Genomic DNA, 20,096 nt, shown 5'->3' on the forward strand with positions numbered 1-20,096 from the left:
ACATTCTTCCGGGAGCCTCCCAAGCCGCACCGTGTTCTGTAGGGGCACAGAGCGGTTCGCCGGGCACGCTCCGGAATTGGTGCGACCAAGCCACGTGACACAGACACTCGGTGCCACTGCTTCGGGAAGCGCCGTCACCAGCAATCTCTTCCGCCGCTTAGGCGGACCACCGCCCCGGCACGGTTCACACAGCAAGAACCGAAGCCGGACAGCACAACCGGTCGCCGAGCCAGACAGGCCGACGTCCGCTCCAGGGAAGGACCCTTCGTGAGCGACACCACCGATCTGATGGGCGCGCGTGTCGAGGAGACCGCTGCCGCGCCCGCCACGGACGCCTCCGCGCCTGCCACCGGTGCCGGCTCCCGGCGGCGCCGCGGTACCGGCCTCGACGGCATGGTGCTGGCCGAGCTGCAGCAGGTCGCATCCGGCCTCGGCATCAGGGGCACCGCGCGGATGCGCAAGAGCCAGCTGATCGAGGTCATCAAGGACGCGCAGGCGGGCGGAGGTGCTCCGGCCAAGGCCGAGACCGCCACCGAGACCAAGCCGAAGCGCCGCGCCACCTCCAAGACCCGTACGGGCGACGAGGCGGCCGCCCCGGCCGAGCAGAAGGCCGAGAAGGTCGCCGCCGAGAAGGCCGTGGCCCAGCAGCAGATCGAGATCCCCGGCCAGCCCGCTGGGGGCCCCTCCCGCTCGAGCGAAGCCGAGAGTGGGGGAGACGACGCGCCGGTCGAGCGTCGTCGTCGCCGTGCGACCGCCGAGGCCGGCAGTCCCGAGACGATTGTCGCCGAGGTGAAGAGCGAGCCGAAGGCCGAGACGCCCGCCGCCGCGCAGGGCGACGCCGGTGACGACGGCCGTCAGGGCCGCCGGGACCGTCGCGACCGCGGTGGCCGTCAGGACCGCCAGGACCGTGACCGCGGCGACCGCCGCAAGGACAACGAGCAGCAGGGCGGCGGCCAGCAGCAGAGCGGCGGCCGTCCGGACCGCCAGCAGGGCGGTCAGCAGCAGGACCGTCAGCAGCAGAGCGGTGGCCGCCAGGACCGTCAGGACCGGCAGCAGCGCGACAACGGCCCGCAGGACGACGACGACTTCGAGGGCGGCCGTCGCGGCCGTCGCGGCCGGTACCGGGACCGCCGTGGCCGTCGCGGACGCGACGAGTTCGGTGGCGCCGCCGCCGGCGAGCCGCAGGTCGCCGACGACGATGTCCTGATCCCCGTCGCGGGCATCCTCGACATCCTCGACAACTACGCGTTCATCCGTACGTCGGGCTACCTGCCGGGCCCGAACGACGTGTACGTGTCCCTCGCCCAGGTCCGTAAGAACGGTCTGCGCAAGGGCGACCACGTCACGGGTGCGGTCCGCCAGCCCAAGGACGGCGAGCGCCGCGAGAAGTTCAACGCGCTGGTCCGCCTCGACTCGGCGAACGGCATGGCGGCCGAATCCGGGCGCGGGCGACCGGAGTTCAACAAGCTGACGCCTCTCTACCCGCAGGACCGGCTCCGTCTGGAGACCGACCCGGGTGTGCTGACGACCCGCATCATCGACCTCGTCGCGCCGATCGGTAAGGGCCAGCGCGGTCTGATCGTGGCCCCGCCGAAGACCGGCAAGACCATGATCATGCAGGCGATCGCCAACGCGATCACGCACAACAACCCCGAGTGCCACCTGATGGTCGTCCTGGTCGACGAGCGTCCGGAAGAGGTCACCGACATGCAGCGGTCGGTGAAGGGCGAGGTCATCTCCTCGACCTTCGACCGTCCCGCCGAGGACCACACCACGGTCGCCGAGCTCGCCATCGAGCGCGCCAAGCGGCTGGTGGAGCTGGGCCACGACGTCGTCGTGCTGCTCGACTCGATCACGCGCCTGGGCCGTGCGTACAACCTCGCGGCGCCCGCCTCCGGCCGCATCCTCTCCGGTGGTGTCGACTCCACGGCGCTGTACCCGCCCAAGCGCTTCTTCGGTGCCGCGCGCAACATCGAGGACGGCGGTTCGCTGACCATCCTCGCCACCGCGCTCGTCGACACCGGCTCGCGCATGGACGAGGTCATCTTCGAGGAGTTCAAGGGCACCGGCAACGCCGAGCTCAAGCTCGACCGGAAGCTCGCCGACAAGCGCATCTTCCCCGCGGTGGACGTCGACGCGTCCGGTACCCGTAAGGAAGAGATCCTGCTCGGCAGCGACGAGCTGGCCGTCACCTGGAAGCTCCGCCGGGTGCTGCACGCGCTCGACCAGCAGCAGGCGATCGAGCTGCTCCTCGACAAAATGAAGCAGACGAAGTCGAACGCGGAGTTCCTGCTTCAGATCCAGAAGACGACTCCTGGAAACGGCGACTGAGGCAAGTCGGCGTTATCAGAGGGCCGCCCCCTGTTAAGGGGGCGGCCCTCTGCGTTGTCAGTGGCTCGCTGTACGATCGCGCCCTTCGGACTTGTTTTCGACGATCGTCCGAACTTCTGATCCCGAGGGGGGACTTGAATGGGTACGCCCATGCCTGGGGCCGGTCGGCACAGACGCCGGATACGTTTCGGCCTGCCTGTCGCCGCGGCCGGTGTCGCCGCCGCCGTGGCCGCCGCGCTGATGACGACGTCCGCCGGTGCGGCCACCGCGCTGCCGACGCCGACCGTGAAGCCTGCCGTGAGCACGACGTCGCTCGCCACGCTGAAGAAGCGCGTCGCGGGCGCCGAGGCCGGTGACGACATCGCCGGGGAGACGACCAAGAAGGCGTCCCTGAGCGCGAGCACCACCGGCACGGCCGTCAGCCCGAAGATCATCGGTGGCACGACGACCACCATCAACACCGCGCCGTTCATGGCGCAGCTCTGGTACTACGACGACAAGGGCACCACCACCGAGGCCGACGACATCGGCTTCTTCTGCGGTGGCTCGGTCATCTCGCCGTCGAAGATCCTGACGGCCGGGCACTGCACCAAGGACGAGCACGGCAAGGCCTACAACTGGGCCAAGTACGGCGCCGTCGTCACCAGCGCCACCGTGCTGCCGACCAGCACGACGGACGCCGACGGCACCACCACCACCGACCTGCACGGCGGCCAGGCCACCGCGGTCCTGCGTCAGTGGACCCACCCGTCGTACAGCGCGACGACGATCGACAACGACATCGCGGTCCTCACCCTGGCGGCCCCCGTCAAGGCGACCCCGATCCGGATGACGACGAACGGCGACACGGCGTCGTACACGGGCACGCCCGCCAAGACCGCCACGGTCTACGGCTGGGGCCGTACCAGCTCCCAGACCGAGGACATCTCCGAGACGCTGAAGACGGCCACGCTGCCGATCCAGTCGGACGCCACCTGCGTCGGCGCGTACGGCAGCCTCGTCATCAAGGCCCACATGGTCTGCGCGGGCACGCCCGCCACCGGCAGCGACACCGGTACGACGGCGATCTGCAACGGCGACTCCGGCGGCCCGCTGGTCGTCGGCGGCCGGATCGTCGGTGTCGTCTCCTGGAGCGGCGACGACGGTGACGCCACCACCGTCAACGACTGCGTCGTCGAGGGCACCTACGGCGTCTTCACCAAGGTCAGCGCCTACGCCGGCGCGGCCTACGCGCAGGTCGACGACGGCAACCTGAGCTACACCGACAACAAGGCCGACGTCTACGCCCGCAAGTCCTCCAACAAGGTGGGCTACGAGCTGGACTCCAAGGGCACCTCGCTGGCCACGCGCGTGTCCCTGGGCGACTGGGGCGGCGTCAACCTGGTCCGGACGGCCGACCTGAACCGGGACGGCTACCAGGACTGGATCTACCGGACCACCGCCGGCGCGGTCTACTGGGACCACTTCCAGCTCAACAGCGCGCGGGACGACGGCAGTTGGGTCAGCACGAAGATCTTCGCCAACTGGAAGACCCGCACCCGGATCATCGCCCCCGGCGATGTCACCGGCGACTACCTGCCCGACCTGGTCTCGGTCGACAGCGCCGGCGTGCTGTGGATCTATCCGGGCAAGGGCAACGGCACCTTCGGCTCGCCGTCGCGGGTCGGCGGGGGCTGGAGCCAGTACAACACGCTGGTCGGTCACGGCGACTTCAACGGTGACGGCAAGGCCGACCTGCTCGCCCGCAACAAGAGCACCGGCGTCGTCTACCTGTACAAGGGTGCCGGCAAGTCCGGCACGGGCGCGTTCGCGGCCCGCGTGAAGGTGCGCACCTGGGGCAGCTACAACGCGTTCGACGCCGTCGGTGACTTCACCGGCGACGGCAAGGCGGACCTCCTGATCCGCAACGCGAGCAACACGCTGTACCTCTACCCGGGCACCGGCAAGGCCACGAGCGAGATCTTCGGCACACCGAAGTCGCTCGGCACCGGTTTCCAGCAGTACGACATCTTCGGCTGAAATCGCAGGTGAGCGGGGCATAACCCGCTGACGCGACTACGCAGAGTGCCCATCGCCGTACGCGATGGGCACTCTGCGTTGTGCAACCCTTTCCCGAGTTTCCCTGTCTGACCTGGTGGAGTGACCATGGAGCGAGGAATGAGCGCTATCGGTCGCTTCGACCAGGCCTGAGCCCTGAAAGCAGGGGGTACCCGACCGGAACGAGATGCGAGGAGCCCATGTCCGCCGAGAGCACGCCGGAGCCCGCCATACCGGGCAAGGACGGCAGCGACGGCCCGCGCCACCGCGCCGGAGGCCGTAAGAAGGACCGCAGTCCGCGTCACAAGGCCCTGCTGATCACGGCCTGGGTCGCGGCCGGTGTCGTCGTGCTGGGCGGCACCGGCGCCGGGTACGTGTACTTCAAGCTCAACGGCAACATCAAGAGCGTCGACATCAACCAGGCCCTCGGCACCGACCGGCCGGTCAAGGTCGACAACGGCTCGGAGAACATCCTGGTCCTGGGCTCGGACAGCCGCTCCGGCACGAACAAGAAGCTGGGCGGCGGCACCGACGACGGCAGCGCCCGCTCCGACACCGCGATGATCGTGCACGTCTACAAGGGCCACAAGAAGGCCAGCGTGGTGTCCATCCCGCGCGACACCCTCGTCGACCGCCCCGAGTGCACCGACACCAAGGGCGTCACCCACGACGCGGCGTCCGGCGTGATGTTCAACGAGGCGTACTCCACGGGCGGCGCCGCCTGCACGGTGAAGACCGTCGAGTCCGTCACCGGGCTGCGCATGGACCACTACCTGGAGGTCGACTTCGCCGGCTTCGAGAAGCTCATCGACGAACTCGGCGGCGTCCCGGTCACCACGACCAAGGCCATCAAGGACCCCCAGAGCCACCTCGACCTCAAGGCCGGCACCCACACGCTGAACGGCCAACAGGCCCTCGGCCTGGTCCGCACCCGGCACGGCGTCGGCGACGGCTCCGACCTCGGCCGTATCCAGCTCCAGCAGGCCTTCATCAAGGCCCTGGTCAACCAGGTCAAGCACATCGGCGTCCTCACCAGCCCGACGAAGCTCTACGACCTCGCCAACACCGCCACGAAGGCCGTCACCACCGACTCCGACCTGGGCTCGGTGAACTCCCTCACGTCCTTCGCCAACGGCCTCAAGGGCATCAGCTCCTCACACATGAACATGGTCACGATGCCGGTCGAGTACGACCCGGCCAACCCGAACCGGGTGATCGTGGAGAAGTCGAAGGCCCAGCTGGTCTGGAACGCCTTGAAGAACGACCAGCCGATCCCGGCGGCGGCCACCAAGGGCACGGCGACAGGCGAAGCCAAGGGCGTCGTGACAGCCGGTTGAGGCGCAACCCGCCCGCGGGGAATAGATCACAGACGGACCCGGTTTTGGGGGATGGCTCCAGTGCTGGCAGACTGGACAGTCGGCCCCGGTTCACGCGACCGCATCCGCGGCAGCGACCCGGCGCCCTCCCGAAACTAGGAGACACCTTGAAGCGCGAGATCCACCCCGAGTACGTCGAGACCCAGGTCAGCTGCACCTGTGGCGCGTCGTTCACCACCCGCAGCACGATCACGAGCGGCAACATCCGCGCCGAGGTCTGCTCCGAGTGCCACCCGTTCTACACGGGCAAGCAGAAGATCCTCGACACCGGTGGCCGCGTGGCCCGCTTCGAGGCCCGCTTCGGCAAGGCTGCTGCCGGCTCCACGAAGTAGCGAGCTCCATTTCGCCGGTCCACGGCCACGCCCTCCACAGGCGTGCCGGGACCGGCGTTTTTGGTCGCCCGCCTTCCCTTCCGTACGCATTTCAGGAGCCCAAGATGTTCGAGGCTGTCGAGGACCTCATCGGCGAGCACGCCGACCTTGAGACGAAGCTCGCCGACCCGTCGGTCCACGCCGACCAGGCCAACGCGCGCAAGCTGAACAAGCGCTACGCCGAGCTCACCCCGATCGTCGCCACGTACCGCTCCTGGAAGCAGACCGGCGACGACATCGAGACCGCGCGTGAACTCGGCGCCGACGACCCGGAGTTCGCGGCCGAGGTCAAGGACCTGGAGAAGCAGCGCGAGGAGATCACGGAGAAGCTGCGGCTGCTCCTCGTGCCGCGTGACCCCAACGACGACAAGGACGTGATCCTTGAGGTCAAGGCGGGCGCCGGCGGCGACGAGTCCGCCCTGTTCGCCGGTGACCTGCTGCGCATGTACCTGCGGTACGCGGAGCGCGTCGGCTGGAAGACCGAGATCATCGACGCCACCGAGTCCGAGCTGGGCGGCTACAAGGACGTCCAGGTCGCCGTGAAGACCAAGGGCGGCAACGGCGCGACCGAGCCCGGCCAGGGTGTCTGGGCCCGCCTGAAGTACGAGGGCGGGGTGCACCGCGTGCAGCGCGTGCCCGCGACCGAGTCCGCGGGCCGTATCCACACCTCCGCCGCCGGTGTGCTCGTCACCCCCGAGGCGGAGGAGGTCGACGTCGAGATCAACCCGAACGACCTCCGCATCGACGTCTACCGCTCCTCAGGGCCCGGCGGGCAGTCCGTCAACACGACCGACTCCGCGGTGCGCATCACGCACATTCCGACCGGAGTCGTCGCTTCCTGCCAGAACGAGAAGAGCCAGCTGCAGAACAAGGAGCAGGCACTGCGTATCCTGCGCTCCAGGCTGCTCGCCGCGGCGCAGGAGGAGGCGGAGCGGAACGCCGCCGACGCCCGCCGCAGCCAGGTCCGCACGGTCGACCGCTCCGAGAAGATCCGTACGTACAACTTCCCGGAGAACCGCATCTCGGACCACCGCGTCGGATTCAAGGCGTACAACCTCGACCAGGTCCTGGACGGCGACCTCGACGCGATGATCCAGGCTTGCGTGGACGCGGACTCGGCCGCCAAGCTCGCGGCGGCGTAAGGCACGGCACGGTTCGGCACGGACGAGTACGACACGGAGGACTTGCGTGAACCTGCTGCTAGCAGAGGTGGCCCAGGCCACCCAGCGGCTGGCCGACGCCGGCGTGCCCTCGCCGCGCAACGACGCGGAGGAGCTCGCCGCGTTCGTGCACGGTGTGAAGCGGGGCGAGCTGCACTCCGTGAAGGACGTGGACTTCGACGCCCGCTACTGGGAGACCATCGCCCGGCGCGAGCAGCGTGAGCCGCTCCAGCACATCACCGGCCGCGCCTTCTTCCGGTACCTGGAACTCCAGGTCGGGCCAGGGGTGTTCGTGCCGCGCCCCGAGACCGAGTCGGTCGTCGGCTGGGCCATAGACGCGGTCCGCGCGATGGACGTCGTAGAGCCGCTGATCGTGGACCTCTGCACCGGCTCCGGCGCCATCGCGCTCGCCCTCGCGCAGGAGGTCCCGCGCTCCCGGGTGCACGCCGTGGAGCTGTCCGAGGACGCCCTCCAGTGGACCCGCAAGAACATGGACGGCTCCCGGGTCGACCTGCGGCAGGGCAACGCCCTGGACGCCTTCCCCGACCTCGACGGCCATGTCGACCTGGTCATCTCCAACCCGCCGTACATCCCGCTCACGGAGTGGGAGTACGTCGCTCCCGAGGCGCGGGACTACGACCCCGAACTCGCCCTGTTCTCGGGGGAGGACGGCCTCGACCTGATCCGCGGCATCGAGCGCACCGCGCACCGACTTCTCCGTCCCGGAGGTGTCGTCGTCATCGAGCACGCCGACACCCAGGGCGGCCAGGTGCCGTGGATCTTCACCGAGGAGCGTGGCTGGGCCGACGCGGCCGACCACCCCGACCTCAACAACCGCCCGCGCTTCGCGACCGCCCGCCGGGCGACGCCGTGACCTGCGCCCCGACTTTCGACCCGCAGCAGTACGTGTACGAGGAGGCCCGCTAGACATGGCACGGCGATACGACACCAATGACGCGACCGACCGCACGACGGGTCTGCGCGAGGCCGCGTCCGCCGTCCGCCGGGGCGAACTCGTGGTCCTGCCGACCGACACGGTCTACGGCATCGGGGCCGACGCGTTCTCCTCGGAGGCCGTCGCCGATCTCCTGGACGCCAAGGGCAGGGGCCGCAACATGCCCACGCCCGTCCTCATCGGCTCCCCGAACACGCTGCACGGCCTCGTCACGGACTTCTCCGAGCTGGCCTGGGAACTCGTCGACGCGTTCTGGCCGGGCGCCCTCACGCTGGTCGCCAAGCACCAGCCGTCCCTGCAGTGGGACCTGGGGGACACCCGGGGCACGGTCGCCGTACGGATGCCGCTGCACCCCGTCGCCATCGAGCTGCTGACGGAGGTCGGCCCGATGGCGGTCTCCTCGGCCAACCTCACCGGGCACCCCGCGCCCGAGGACTGCGACGCGGCCCAGGGGATGCTCGGCGACTCGGTCTCCGTGTACCTCGACGGCGGTCCGACGCCCGGCAACGTGCCGTCGTCGATCGTCGACGTCACGCGCGAGGTGCCGCTGCTGCTGCGCGCGGGCGCGATCTCGGCCGAGGAGCTGCGGAAGGTCGTCCCCGACCTTGAGGTGGCGAATTGACAGCCCCTGACGCGGGGCGTGGCATAGGCAACGGGGAAGTGACGGGGACCTTCGGGCTTCCCATGGACAGCTTCCGCATCCTCCACGTCAGCACCGGCAACGTGTGCCGCTCGCCGATCACCGAGCGGCTGACCCGTCATGCCCTGGCGGACCGGCTCGGCGACCCGCTGTGGGGCGGGCTGATCGTGGAGAGCGCCGGCACGTGGGGCCATGAGGGCGCGCCCATGGAGACCAACGCGGCGACCGTCCTCACCGACTTCGGCGCGGACCCCTCCGGGTTCACCGGCCGCGAGCTGCTCGACGACCACGTGATCCGCGCCGACCTGGTGCTGACGGCCACCCGGGACCACCGGGCCCAGGTCATCTCGATGGGTCACTCGGCGGGCCTGCGCACCTTCACCCTCAAGGAGTTCACCCGCCTGGTGAAGGCGATAGACCCCGCGACCCTGCCACCCCTGGAGGACGGCATGGTGGCCCGAGCCCGCGCCCTGGTCCGCGCGGCAGCGGCCCTACGAGGCTGGCTCCTGGCCCCCACGGCGGAAGCGGACGAGGTCTTCGACCCGTACGGCGCCCCGCTCCCGTTCTTCCGCTCCATCGGCGACGAGATAAACCAGGCGATCGATCCGGTGGTCACGGCGCTGACGGGCGTACCTGCACGGACTTGATCCGGCGGTCACGGCGCTCACGGGTGCGCCCGCGCGGACTTGATCCGACGGGAGCGGAGCCGGCGACGCCCGCCGCGGCGCGGCCGATGTGGCTGAACCAGGCGATCGACCCCGTGGTCACCGCCCTCACCGGCGTACCCGCGAAGACGTAGCAACGCCCGCGCGCCCCACCCGTCCCGGGCCTACATTGGACGTACGTCACCGTCGACGCCCCGGAGCCTGCCATGTCGGTCATCCCTGTCCTTGAGGCCGATGTCCTGCGCCGTCAGGACCCCGAGCTGGCCGAGATCCTGCTCGGGGAGCTCGAACGGCAGTCGACGACGCTCCAGCTCATCGCCGCCGAGAACTTCACCTCGCCCGCCGTGCTGGCCGCGCTCGGCTCCCCGCTCGCCAACAAGTACGCCGAGGGATATCCCGGCGCCCGCCACCACGGCGGCTGCGAGATCGTCGACGTCGCCGAGCGCGTCGCCGTGGACCGGGCGAAGGCGTTGTTCGGGGCCGAGCACGCCAACGTGCAGGCGCACTCCGGTTCTTCGGCCGTGCTGGCCGCCTATGCCGCGCTGCTGCGGCCCGGTGACACCGTCCTGGCGCTGGGGCTGCCGTACGGCGGGCATCTCACGCACGGGTCGCCCGCGAACTTCTCCGGGCGGTGGTTCGACTTCGTGGGATACCGGGTCGATGCCGAGACCGGGCTCATCGACTACCAGCAGGTGCGTTCCCTCGCCCGTACGCATCGGCCCAAGGCGATCGTGTGCGGGTCCATCGCCTACCCCCGGCACATCGACTACGCCTTCTTCCGCGAGGTCGCCGACGAGGTGGGCGCCTATCTCATCGCCGACGCCGCGCATCCCATCGGCCTCGTCGCCGGGGGAGCGGCGCCGAACCCGGTGCCGTACGCCGATGTCGTCTGCGCGACCACGCACAAGGTGCTGCGCGGGCCGCGCGGCGGGATGCTGCTGTGCCGGAGCGAGCTGGCCGAGCGGGTGGACCGGGCCGTTTTTCCGTTCACGCAGGGTGGCGCGCAGATGCACACCATCGCGGCGAAGGCCGTCGCGTTCGGCGAGGCGGCGACGCCGGCCTTCACGGCGTACGCCCATCAGGTGGTCGCCAACGCCCGGGTGCTCGCGGCGGGGCTGGCGGCGGAGGGGTTGGTCGTCACGACGGGCGGTACCGACACCCATCTCATCACCGCCGACCCGCTGCCCCTCGGCGTCGACGGACGTGCCGCACGCGGTCAACTCGCCGCCGCCGGAATGGTGTTGGACTGCTGCGCACTCCCGCACGGCGACTCGCGCGGGCTGCGGCTGGGTACCGCCGCGGTGACCACGCAGGGCATGGGGGAGGGCGAGATGGCGGGGATCGCGGCGCTGATGGCCGGGGTGCTGCGCGGGCGGGTCGACGCCCGGCGGGCCCGTGACGAAGTGCGGGATCTTGTGGGTGGATTCCTGCCGTATCCGGGCTGAACGGGGGTACCCGCACCCAGGTACACAGCCACACGTGCAACCATCGTCGCTACCCGGAAGTCCCCAACCATATGCGTCCCTCGCTAGGGTGTGGGGCTGTGATGGCCAGCGAGACCTGTGGGGAAGCCTGTGCGTGAATACCTGCTGACGCTCTGCGTGACGGCCGCGGTGACGTATCTGCTGACCGGGCCGGTGCGGAAGTTCGCGATCGTGGCCGGGGCGATGCCGGAGATCAGGGCCCGTGACGTGCACCGGGAACCCACTCCGCGGCTCGGCGGTATCGCCATGTTCTTCGGCCTGTGCGCCGGTCTGCTGGTCGCCGACCACCTGACCAACCTCAGCGAGGTCTTCGAGAACTCGAACGAGCCGCGCGCCCTGCTCTCCGGAGCGGCCCTGATCTGGCTGATCGGGGTCCTGGACGACAAGTTCGAGATCGACGCCCTGATCAAGCTGGGCGGCCAGATGATCGCCGCCGGCGTGATGGTCATGCAGGGTCTGACGATCCTGTGGCTGCCCATCCCGGGCATCGGCAACGTGGCGCTGACCCAGTGGCAGGGCACCCTGCTCACGGTCGCCCTGGTCGTCATCACCATCAACGCGGTCAACTTCGTCGACGGCCTCGACGGCCTCGCGTCCGGCATGGTGTGCATCGCCGCCGCGGCGTTCTTCCTGTACGCCTACCGGATCTGGTACTCGTACGGCATCGAGGCCGCCGCCCCGGCCACGCTCTTCTCGGCGATCCTGATGGGCATGTGCCTGGGCTTCCTGCCGCACAACATGCACCCCGCGCGGATCTTCATGGGCGACTCCGGCTCGATGCTGATCGGCCTGGTGCTGGCCGCGGGTGCGATCTCCATCACGGGACAGGTCGACCCGGACGCGCTGCAGCTGTTTGTCGGCTCCGAGAAGGCGGCGGTGCACCAGACGGTGCCGGTGTACATCCCGCTGCTGCTGCCGCTGACGATCATCGCGGTGCCGGCGGCCGACCTGGTGCTGGCCATCGTCCGCCGCACCTGGCGCGGGCAGTCGCCATTCGCCGCGGACCGCGGCCATCTGCACCACCGGCTCCTGGAGATCGGCCACTCGCACAGCCGGGCGGTGCTGATCATGTACTTCTGGTCGGCGCTGATCGCGTTCGGGGCGCTGTCCTACTCGGTCAACTCGGCCTCGATGTGGATCGTCCTCGGCATCGTCTTCCTGAGCGCGATCGGGCTGCTGCTGCTCCTGCTGCCGCGCTTCACCCCGCGTGCGCCGCGCTGGGCCGAGCACCTGGTGCCGCCGCGATATCGCCGTCGCAGGGCCGGAGTTGACCCTGTCGTGGTACTGGCGGAGGAAGACCGTGACCCGCGTCCTCCGGTTGTCACCGGAGTGTCAGGAGTCAACGGGGCGACCGCAGTCGGCCCCCGTTCACGCCTTCTTGACGGACGTAAAGCGGAGTCCTCGCGCTGACGCCAAGGTAAGAATCTGACTAAAGCGTTGCCATCTCGTGGGAGGACAAAGCCTCCCCATACCAGACAAGTTGGCCGCTATTTTGCACAGACGCGCACTGTCACTCTCATGTGTGACAGCAAGCACACCTTCTAGGTAAAGACCGCATCAAATAGTTTGTGATACGGTTCACGAGAACCCGGGACAGAGCCGAAGGACCCTAGTGCGACGGTCCATTGGCGTGAGGTTCTCTCTCATCCCGGGACTACGCTCGTCCATGACGACACGCCCCCCTTAGCAAGCGGAGTTGCCGCCATGCCGTCCAATGACGCCCGGATTCTCCTTCAAGCCGCTGTGCCCACAGCTGCCGTCGGCGCGATTGCCGCCGTCGTCAGTGGTGTGGTCGCCGGCGGCAAAGGAGCTATTGGGGCAGCCGTTGCGACGGTGATCGTGATCCCCTTCATGGGAATCGGGCTCTACGTTCTGCAGCGCACTGCCAAATCGCTTCCGCACCTGTTCCAGTCGATGGGGCTCATGCTTTTCGCGGCGCAGATTCTTCTGCTGTTCATCTTCCTCGCCGCGTTCAAGCACACCACGCTGTTCAGTCCCAAGGCCTTCGTGTTCACGCTGCTCGCCGGAACCATCGTCTGGACCGCCGCGCAGACCCGTGCCCACATGAAGGCCAAAATCCTCTACGTCGAGCCCGAGAAGTCGGGGCACTCGTCGTGAGAGGTAGGGCCGGGATAAGAGCACGTAAGCGATCCTGCTATCGTCCGGTGCCAACTGCGGCATCGCGGGCGCGGGTATCTGAGCTGACGCCTGCTCAATCGCGAGGCTTGATGCCCCACTGCCGCCCCCACATCCGTAACACCAGTCCAGTGCCGAACCGCGGCCGCGCGCCGCGCCGACACAACGAGGTTGCCGTACCTATGCGCCACGCTGAAGGAGCCCGCGGTGAGTGCTGACCCGACGCAGGTGCTCGCCTTCGAGACCGACTGCCACATCTTCGACGGCTGTGGCTTCCCGGCTCCCGGCCTGCACTCGTTCCTGTTCAAGCCCCTTCTGGGGGACGGCGACAGCAACGTGTACTTCAACAAGCCGATGCTGCTGGCGCTGATCGGCTCGGTCATCGTCGTCGGTTTCTTCTGGGCCGCCTTCCGCAAGCCGAAGGTCGTCCCCGGCAAGCTGCAGATGGTCGCCGAGTCCGGCTACGACTTCATCCGCCGCGGAGTCGTCTACGAGACGATCGGAAAGAAGGAGGGCGAGAAGTACGTACCGCTGGTCGTCTCGCTGTTCTTCTTCATCTGGATGATGAACCTCTGGTCGATCGTCCCGGTCGCCCAGTTCCCGGTGACATCGATCATCGCGTACCCCATCGTCCTCGCGGCGATCGTGTACATCGTCTGGGTCTCGCTGACGTTCAAGCGGCACGGATTCGTCGGCGCCTTCAAGAACTTCAGCGGTTACGACAAGTCGCTCGGCGCGGTTCTCCCGCTGGCGATGGGCATCGAGCTGCTCTCGAACCTGATCGTCCGGCCGTTCACGCACGCGGTGCGACTGTTCGCGAACATGTTCGCGGGCCACACCCTGCTGCTGCTCTTCACGATCGCCAGCTGGTACCTGCTCAACGGCATCGGCATCGCCTACGCGGGTGTCTCGTTCGTCATGGTCATCGTGATGACGGCCTTCGAACTCTTCATCCAGGCCCTGCAGGCGTACGTCTTCGTGCTGCTGACCTGCACCTTCATCCAGGGCGCGCTCGCCGAGCACCACTGAGCACCCCCACCCGAACCCCCCTTAGCGTCCGGTGGCCAACCCCCGCCGGTCCGTACAGATAAGGAAGAATCAGCATGGCTGCCACTGAGACCCTCGCTGCCGTCTCCGGTTCGCTCGGCTCCATCGGCTACGGCCTCGCCGCCATCGGTCCGGGCGTCGGCGTCGGCATCATCTTCGGCAACGGCACCCAGGCTCTTGCCCGTCAGCCCGAAGCTGCCGGTCTGATCCGCGCCAACCAGATCCTCGGCTTCGCCTTCTGTGAGGCGCTCGCCCTCATCGGCCTGGTCATGCCGTTCGTCTACGGCACCTGATCGACCGCGATCAGCGACAGCCCACTAGACGAAAGGCACTGACATGAGCCAGCTGCTCATTCTGGCGGCCGAGAAGGAGAACCCTCTCGTCCCGCCGATCCCCGAGCTTGTCATCGGCCTGATCGCCTTCGTCATCGTCTTCGGCTTCCTCGCCAAGAAGCTCCTCCCGAACATCAACAAGGTTCTGGACGAGCGGCGCGAGGCCATCGAGGGCGGTATCGAGAAGGCCGAGGCCGCCCAGACCGAGGCACAGAGCGTGCTTGAGCAGTACAAGGCTCAGCTCGCCGAGGCCCGGCACGAGGCCGCGCGGCTGCGCCAGGAGGCGCAGGAGCAGGGCGCCACGCTCATCGCCGAGATGCGCGCGGAAGGCCAGCGGCAGCGCGAGGAGATCGTCGCCGCCGGTCACACGCAGATCGACGCCGACCGCAAGGCCGCTTCGCAGGCGCTGCGCCAGGACGTGGGCAAGCTCGCCACCGACCTGGCCGGCAAGCTCGTCGGCGAGTCCCTTGAGGACCACGCCCGGCAGAGCCGTGTGATCGACCGTTTCCTTGATGAGCTTGAGGAGAAGGCCGAGGCCGCGCGATGAACGGAGCGAGCCGCGAGGCCCTGGCAGCCGCACGTGAGCGTCTCGACGCGCTGACGGACTCCACGTCCGTGAACGCGGCGCAGCTCGCCGACGAGCTGGCCGCCGTCACCGCGCTGCTCGGCCGTGAGGTGTCCCTGCGCCGGGTCCTCACCGACCCGGCGCAGGACGGCGAGGCCAAGGCCCAGCTTGCCGAGCGCCTGCTCGGCGCCCAGGTCGGCGGCCCCGCCCTCGACCTGCTGTCCGGCATGGTGCGCTCCCGCTGGTCGCAGTCCCGCGACCTGGTGGACGCGCTGGAGGAGCTGGCGGCCACCGCCGACCTCACCGCCGCCCAGCAGTCGGGCGAGCTCGACGACGTCGAGGACGAGGTGTTCCGGTTCGGCCGGATCGTCTCCTCGAACACCGGGCTGCGCGCCGCGCTGACCGACCGCGCCGCCGGCACCGCGGCCAAGAGCGAGCTGCTCGGCAGCCTGCTCGGCGGCCGTGCCAAGCCGGCCACCGAGCGACTGGTGACCCGCCTGGTGACCGCGCCCCGGGGACGTAGCCTGGAAGCGGGACTCGAATCCCTCTCCAAGCTCGCCGCCGAGCGCCGCAGCCGCCTGGTCGCGGTCGTCACCACGGCGGTCCCGCTGAGCGACCCGCAGAAGCAGCGCCTGGGCGCCGCCCTCGCGAAGCTCTACGGCCGCCACATGCACCTGAACATCGACGTGGACCCCGAGGTCCTCGGCGGTATCCGGGTGCAGGTCGGCGACGAGGTCATCAACGGCTCCATCGCGGACCGTCTCGATGACGCCGCCCGCCGCATGGCGAGCTAGCAGCACCACAACAAAGACGTAGTAAGGCGGCCCGAGTTGGGCCGTGCAGAGGATTCACCTCGTCACGGGGGGAGTCCCCCCATCCCCCCAAGTGAAACTTCGGGCCCAACAAGGAGAGCAGGGAACCCAGATGGCGGAGCTCACGATCCGGCCGGAGGAGATCCGGGACGCGCTGGAGAACTTCGTCCAGTCGTACAAGCCGGACGCGGCCTCGCGCGAGGAGGTCGGTACGGTCACCCTTGCCGGCGACGGCATCGCGAAGGTCGAGGGCCTGCCCTCGGCCATGGCCAACGAACTGCTGAAGTTCGAGGACGGCACCCTCGGTCTCGCGCTCAACCTCGAAGAGCGCGAGATCGGTACCGTCATCCTCGGTGAGTTCAGTGGCGTCGAGGAGGGCCAGCCGGTCACCCGCACCGGAGAGGTCCTGTCCGTCGCCGTCGGCGAGGGCTACCTCGGCCGTGTCGTCGACCCGCTCGGCAACCCGATCGACGGCCTCGGCGAGATCGAGACCACCGGTCGCCGCGCGCTGGAGCTGCAGGCCCCGGGCGTCATGGTCCGCAAGTCGGTGCACGAGCCGATGGAGACCGGCTACAAGGCCGTCGACGCGATGACCCCGATCGGCCGCGGCCAGCGCCAGCTGATCATCGGCGACCGCCAGACGGGCAAGACCGCCCTGGCCGTCGACACGATCATCAACCAGCGCGACAACTGGCGCTCGGGCGACGTGAACAAGCAGGTCCGCTGCATCTACGTCGCCATCGGTCAGAAGGGCTCCACCATCGCCTCCGTGCGTGGTGCGCTCGAAGAGGCCGGCGCGCTGGAGTACACGACCATCGTCGCCGCCCCGGCGTCCGACCCGGCCGGCTTCAAGTACCTGGCGCCGTACACCGGTTCGGCCATCGGCCAGCACTGGATGTACGACGGCAAGCACGTCCTCATCATCTTCGACGACCTCTCCAAGCAGGCCGACGCCTACCGCGCCGTGTCCCTGCTGCTGCGCCGTCCGCCGGGCCGCGAGGCCTACCCGGGAGACGTCTTCTACCTGCACTCCCGTCTGCTGGAGCGCTGCGCGAAGCTCTCCGACGAGATGGGCAAGGGCTCGATGACCGGTCTGCCGATCGTCGAGACCAAGGCCAACGACGTCTCGGCGTTCATCCCGACCAACGTCATCTCCATCACCGACGGCCAGTGCTTCCTGGAGTCGGACCTCTTCAACGCCGGTCAGCGCCCCGCGCTGAACGTCGGTATCTCCGTCTCCCGAGTCGGTGGTTCCGCGCAGCACAAGGCGATGAAGCAGGTCTCCGGCCGACTGCGCCTCGACCTCGCCCAGTACCGCGAGCTGGAGGCGTTCGCCGCCTTCGGTTCCGACCTGGACGCCGCGTCGAAGGCCCAGCTGGAGCGCGGTCAGCGTCTGGTCGAGCTGCTCAAGCAGGCTCAGTACCAGCCGATGCCCACCGAGGACCAGGTCGTCTCCGTGTGGTCCGCGACCACCGGCAAGATGGACGACGTTCCGGTCGCCGACATCCGCCGCTTCGAGAAGGAGCTGCTGGAGTACCTGCACCGCAAGGAGCAGGGCCTCATGACCTCCATCAAGGAGGGCGGCAAGATGTCGGACGACACCCTCACCGCCGCCGCGGACGCGATCGCCGAGTTCAAGAAGCAGTTCGAGACCTCGGACGGCAAGCTCCTCGGCGAGGACGCCCCGGCCGCGGCCAAGTGACGTAGGAAGGGACCTGACTCATGGGAGCCCAGCTCCGGGTCTACAAGCGTCGCATCCGATCCGTCACCGCGACCAAGAAGATCACCAAGGCGATGGAGATGATCGCCGCCTCGCGCGTCGTCAAGGCGCACCGCAAGGTGCAGGCCTCGACGCCGTACGCGAAGGAACTGACGCGTGCGGTCACGGCGGTCGGTACGGGTTCCAACACCCGGCACCCGCTGACCACCGAGGCCGAGACGCCGACCCGTTCCGCGGTGCTGCTCCTCACGAGCGACCGCGGTCTGGCCGGCGCCTTCAACTCCAACGCCATCAAGGCGGCGGAGCAGCTGACCGCGCGTCTCGTGGCCGAGGGCAAGGAGGTCGACACGTACATCGTCGGCCGCCGCGGTGTCGCCCACTACAACTTCCGTGAGCGCAAGATCTCGGAGCAGTGGACCGGCTTCACCGACGAGCCCACGTACGCGGACGCGAAGAAGGTCGCGGGTCCGCTGATCGAGGCGATCGAGACGGAGACGGCGGAGGGCGGCGTGGACGAACTCCACATCGTCTACACCGAGTTCGTCTCGATGATGACGCAGACGCCGATCGACAGCCGGCTGCTGCCCCTCAGCCTCGAAGAGGTCGCGGAAGAGGCGACGCCCCAGGGCGAGATCCTTCCGCTGTACGACTTCGAGCCGTCGGCGGAGGACGTCCTGGACGCCCTCCTGCCGCGGTACGTCGAGAGCCGTATCTACAACGCGCTGCTCCAGTCGGCTGCCTCCAAGCACGCCGCCACCCGCCGCGCGATGAAGTCGGCGACCGACAACGCGGGAGACCTGATCACCACGCTCTCCCGTCTTGCCAACGCGGCCCGCCAGGCCGAAATCACCCAGGAAATCAGCGAGATCGTCGGTGGCTCCGCAGCCCTGGCCGACGCGACCGCGGGGAGTGACAAGTAATGACGACGACAGTTGAGACGGCCGTTGCCACGGGCCGCGTCGCCCGGGTCATCGGCCCGGTCGTCGACGTGGAGTTCCCCGTCGACGCGATGCCGGAGATCTACAACGCTCTGCACGTCGAGGTGGCCGACCCGGCCCTGGACGGCGCCAAGAAGACGCTGACCCTGGAGGTCGCCCAGCACCTGGGTGACGGCCTGGTCCGCACTATCTCGATGCAGCCCACCGACGGTCTGGTCCGCCAGGCCGCGGTCACCGACACGGGCACGGGCATCACCGTCCCGGTCGGCGACTTCACCAAGGGCAAGGTGTTCAACACCCTCGGTGAGGTGCTGAACAGCGACGAGAAGTACACGGGCGAGCGTTGGTCCATCCACCGCAAGGCCCCGCGCTTCGACGAGCTCGAGTCGAAGACCGAGATGTTCGAGACCGGCGTCAAGGTCATCGACCTGCTGACCCCGTACGTCAAGGGCGGCAAGATCGGCCTGTTCGGCGGTGCCGGCGTCGGCAAGACGGTGCTCATCCAGGAGATGATCTACCGCGTCGCCAACAACCACGACGGTGTCTCCGTGTTCGCCGGTGTCGGCGAGCGCACCCGTGAGGGCAACGACCTCATCGAGGAGATGGCCGACTCGGGCGTCATCGACAAGACGGCGCTCGTCTTCGGCCAGATGGACGAGCCCCCGGGCACCCGTCTGCGCGTGGCCCTGGCCGGTCTGACCATGGCGGAGTACTTCCGCGATGTGCAGAACCAGGACGTGCTGTTCTTCATCGACAACATCTTCCGCTTCACGCAGGCCGGTTCCGAGGTCTCGACCCTGCTCGGCCGCATGCCCTCCGCGGTGGGCTACCAGCCGAACCTGGCCGACGAGATGGGTCTCCTCCAGGAGCGCATCACCTCGACCCGCGGTCACTCGATCACCTCGATGCAGGCGATCTACGTCCCCGCGGACGACCTGACCGACCCGGCCCCGGCCACCACCTTCGCCCACCTCGACGCGACGACGGTTCTGTCCCGTCCGATCTCCGAGAAGGGCATCTACCCGGCCGTGGACCCGCTGGACTCCACGTCCCGCATCCTGGACCCGCGGTACATCGCGGCGGAGCACTACAACACCGCGATGCGCGTCAAGACGGTCCTCCAGAAGTACAAGGACCTTCAGGACATCATCGCGATCCTCGGTATCGACGAGCTGGGCGAGGAGGACAAGCTCACCGTCCACCGTGCCCGTCGCGTGGAGCGCTTCCTGTCCCAGAACACCCACGTCGCCAAGCAGTTCACCGGCGTCGACGGGTCGGACGTCCCGCTGGACGAGTCGATCGTGGCCTTCAACTCGATCATCGACGGCGAGTACGACCACTTCCCGGAGCAGGCGTTCTTCCTCTGCGGTGGTATCGAGGACCTGAAGGCGAACGCGAAGGAGCTGGGCGTCTCCTGACCCCGTGCTTCACCTGAGGGGGTGGGGCGTGTCCCACCCCCTCTTTCACGCCTACTAGAATTGAACCCACACCCGGCACGACCGCCGGGTGGTGACCCGAGGAGCCCAC

The 20,096-nt window shown here is 68.6% G+C and carries 18 protein-coding genes; all 18 read left to right on the forward strand.

Translation table 11 applies throughout. From position 1 onward, the window contains the following. The first annotated feature begins 267 nt into the window (after positions 1–267). The 18 genes from rho to atpD all read left to right on the forward strand — a co-directional run bounded on the left by rho (position 268) and on the right by atpD (position 19,987). On the forward strand, positions 268–2,331 hold the full coding sequence (rho, locus tag OG496_RS37585; protein ID WP_405974038.1) for a transcription termination factor Rho: 2,064 nt from the start codon (positions 268–270) through the stop codon (positions 2,329–2,331). 150 nt (positions 2,332–2,481) lie between these two features. Then, on the forward strand, positions 2,482–4,350 hold the full coding sequence (locus OG496_RS37590; protein ID WP_366489890.1) for a trypsin-like serine protease: 1,869 nt from the start codon (positions 2,482–2,484) through the stop codon (positions 4,348–4,350). A gap of 218 nt (positions 4,351–4,568) precedes the next feature. Then, entirely contained in the window at positions 4,569–5,705 is a 1,137-nt protein-coding gene (locus tag OG496_RS37595) for an LCP family protein (protein WP_405974039.1), read from the forward strand. A gap of 146 nt (positions 5,706–5,851) precedes the next feature. Then, positions 5,852–6,076 carry a 50S ribosomal protein L31 gene (rpmE, locus tag OG496_RS37600; RefSeq protein ID WP_019060712.1) on the forward strand — a complete coding sequence of 75 codons (225 nt, stop codon included), beginning with the start codon at positions 5,852–5,854 and terminating at the stop codon, positions 6,074–6,076. 104 nt (positions 6,077–6,180) lie between these two features. Then, complete coding sequence (prfA, locus tag OG496_RS37605; protein ID WP_366489893.1) at positions 6,181–7,257, forward strand: peptide chain release factor 1; 1,077 nt, start codon at positions 6,181–6,183, stop codon at positions 7,255–7,257. Between the two features lie 46 nt (positions 7,258–7,303). Next, positions 7,304–8,149: a peptide chain release factor N(5)-glutamine methyltransferase gene (prmC, locus tag OG496_RS37610; RefSeq protein WP_362981927.1), complete on the forward strand. Its 846-nt coding sequence runs from the start codon at positions 7,304–7,306 to the stop codon at positions 8,147–8,149. A 55-nt stretch (positions 8,150–8,204) separates the two neighbouring features. Continuing rightward, positions 8,205–8,852, forward strand: coding sequence for an L-threonylcarbamoyladenylate synthase (locus OG496_RS37615; protein WP_366489895.1), 648 nt, complete (start codon positions 8,205–8,207; stop codon positions 8,850–8,852). Further along, positions 8,849–9,517: a low molecular weight phosphatase family protein gene (locus OG496_RS37620; RefSeq protein WP_043683118.1), complete on the forward strand. Its 669-nt coding sequence runs from the start codon at positions 8,849–8,851 to the stop codon at positions 9,515–9,517. Before OG496_RS37615 ends, OG496_RS37620 begins: the two co-directional genes overlap by 4 nt. 224 nt (positions 9,518–9,741) lie before the next feature. After that, on the forward strand, positions 9,742–10,980 hold the full coding sequence (gene glyA / locus OG496_RS37625; protein WP_405974040.1) for a serine hydroxymethyltransferase: 1,239 nt from the start codon (positions 9,742–9,744) through the stop codon (positions 10,978–10,980). Between the two features lie 129 nt (positions 10,981–11,109). Then, complete coding sequence (locus tag OG496_RS37630; protein ID WP_399387241.1) at positions 11,110–12,429, forward strand: MraY family glycosyltransferase; 1,320 nt, start codon at positions 11,110–11,112, stop codon at positions 12,427–12,429. A 294-nt stretch (positions 12,430–12,723) separates the two neighbouring features. Continuing rightward, a complete protein-coding gene (locus OG496_RS37635) occupies positions 12,724–13,137 on the forward strand; it encodes a hypothetical protein (protein WP_405974041.1) in 414 nt (137 codons plus the stop codon). A gap of 210 nt (positions 13,138–13,347) precedes the next feature. Next, positions 13,348–14,184, forward strand: coding sequence for a F0F1 ATP synthase subunit A (gene atpB / locus OG496_RS37640; RefSeq protein ID WP_078651739.1), 837 nt, complete (start codon positions 13,348–13,350; stop codon positions 14,182–14,184). A 74-nt stretch (positions 14,185–14,258) separates the two neighbouring features. Continuing rightward, positions 14,259–14,495, forward strand: coding sequence for an ATP synthase subunit C (locus OG496_RS37645; RefSeq protein WP_043683105.1), 237 nt, complete (start codon positions 14,259–14,261; stop codon positions 14,493–14,495). A gap of 43 nt (positions 14,496–14,538) precedes the next feature. Further along, positions 14,539–15,081: a F0F1 ATP synthase subunit B gene (locus tag OG496_RS37650; RefSeq protein WP_200679770.1), complete on the forward strand. Its 543-nt coding sequence runs from the start codon at positions 14,539–14,541 to the stop codon at positions 15,079–15,081. Then, entirely contained in the window at positions 15,078–15,893 is an 816-nt protein-coding gene (locus OG496_RS37655; protein ID WP_405974042.1) for a F0F1 ATP synthase subunit delta, read from the forward strand. Before OG496_RS37650 ends, OG496_RS37655 begins: the two co-directional genes overlap by 4 nt. Before the next feature lie 130 nt (positions 15,894–16,023). Then, positions 16,024–17,613 (forward strand): F0F1 ATP synthase subunit alpha, encoded by a 1,590-nt coding sequence (gene atpA / locus OG496_RS37660; protein WP_366489900.1) that lies wholly within the window; start codon positions 16,024–16,026, stop codon positions 17,611–17,613. A 20-nt stretch (positions 17,614–17,633) separates the two neighbouring features. After that, on the forward strand, positions 17,634–18,551 hold the full coding sequence (locus OG496_RS37665) for a F0F1 ATP synthase subunit gamma (protein WP_366489901.1): 918 nt from the start codon (positions 17,634–17,636) through the stop codon (positions 18,549–18,551). Continuing rightward, entirely contained in the window at positions 18,551–19,987 is a 1,437-nt protein-coding gene (atpD, locus tag OG496_RS37670; protein WP_019060726.1) for a F0F1 ATP synthase subunit beta, read from the forward strand. The genes OG496_RS37665 and atpD overlap by 1 nt, the downstream gene beginning before the upstream one ends. The last annotated feature ends 109 nt before the right edge of the window (positions 19,988–20,096 follow it).

This window comes from Streptomyces sp. NBC_00988 (genome assembly GCF_045162645.1).
Lineage (GTDB): Bacteria > Actinomycetota > Actinomycetes > Streptomycetales > Streptomycetaceae > Streptomyces.

Coding starts and splice junctions, on each gene's coding strand:
- OG496_RS37645 (WP_043683105.1), top strand. CDS start 14,259: ATGGCTGCCACTGAGACCCTCGCTGCCGTCTCCGGTTCGCTCGGCTCC.
- OG496_RS37655 (WP_405974042.1), top strand. CDS start 15,078: ATGAACGGAGCGAGCCGCGAGGCCCTGGCAGCCGCACGTGAGCGTCTC.
- glyA (WP_405974040.1), top strand. CDS start 9,742: ATGTCGGTCATCCCTGTCCTTGAGGCCGATGTCCTGCGCCGTCAGGAC.
- atpD (WP_019060726.1), top strand. CDS start 18,551: ATGACGACGACAGTTGAGACGGCCGTTGCCACGGGCCGCGTCGCCCGG.
- OG496_RS37595 (WP_405974039.1), top strand. CDS start 4,569: ATGTCCGCCGAGAGCACGCCGGAGCCCGCCATACCGGGCAAGGACGGC.
- OG496_RS37665 (WP_366489901.1), top strand. CDS start 17,634: ATGGGAGCCCAGCTCCGGGTCTACAAGCGTCGCATCCGATCCGTCACC.
- OG496_RS37590 (WP_366489890.1), top strand. CDS start 2,482: ATGCCTGGGGCCGGTCGGCACAGACGCCGGATACGTTTCGGCCTGCCT.
- OG496_RS37635 (WP_405974041.1), top strand. CDS start 12,724: ATGCCGTCCAATGACGCCCGGATTCTCCTTCAAGCCGCTGTGCCCACA.
- atpA (WP_366489900.1), top strand. CDS start 16,024: ATGGCGGAGCTCACGATCCGGCCGGAGGAGATCCGGGACGCGCTGGAG.
- OG496_RS37650 (WP_200679770.1), top strand. CDS start 14,539: ATGAGCCAGCTGCTCATTCTGGCGGCCGAGAAGGAGAACCCTCTCGTC.
- prfA (WP_366489893.1), top strand. CDS start 6,181: ATGTTCGAGGCTGTCGAGGACCTCATCGGCGAGCACGCCGACCTTGAG.
- OG496_RS37615 (WP_366489895.1), top strand. CDS start 8,205: ATGGCACGGCGATACGACACCAATGACGCGACCGACCGCACGACGGGT.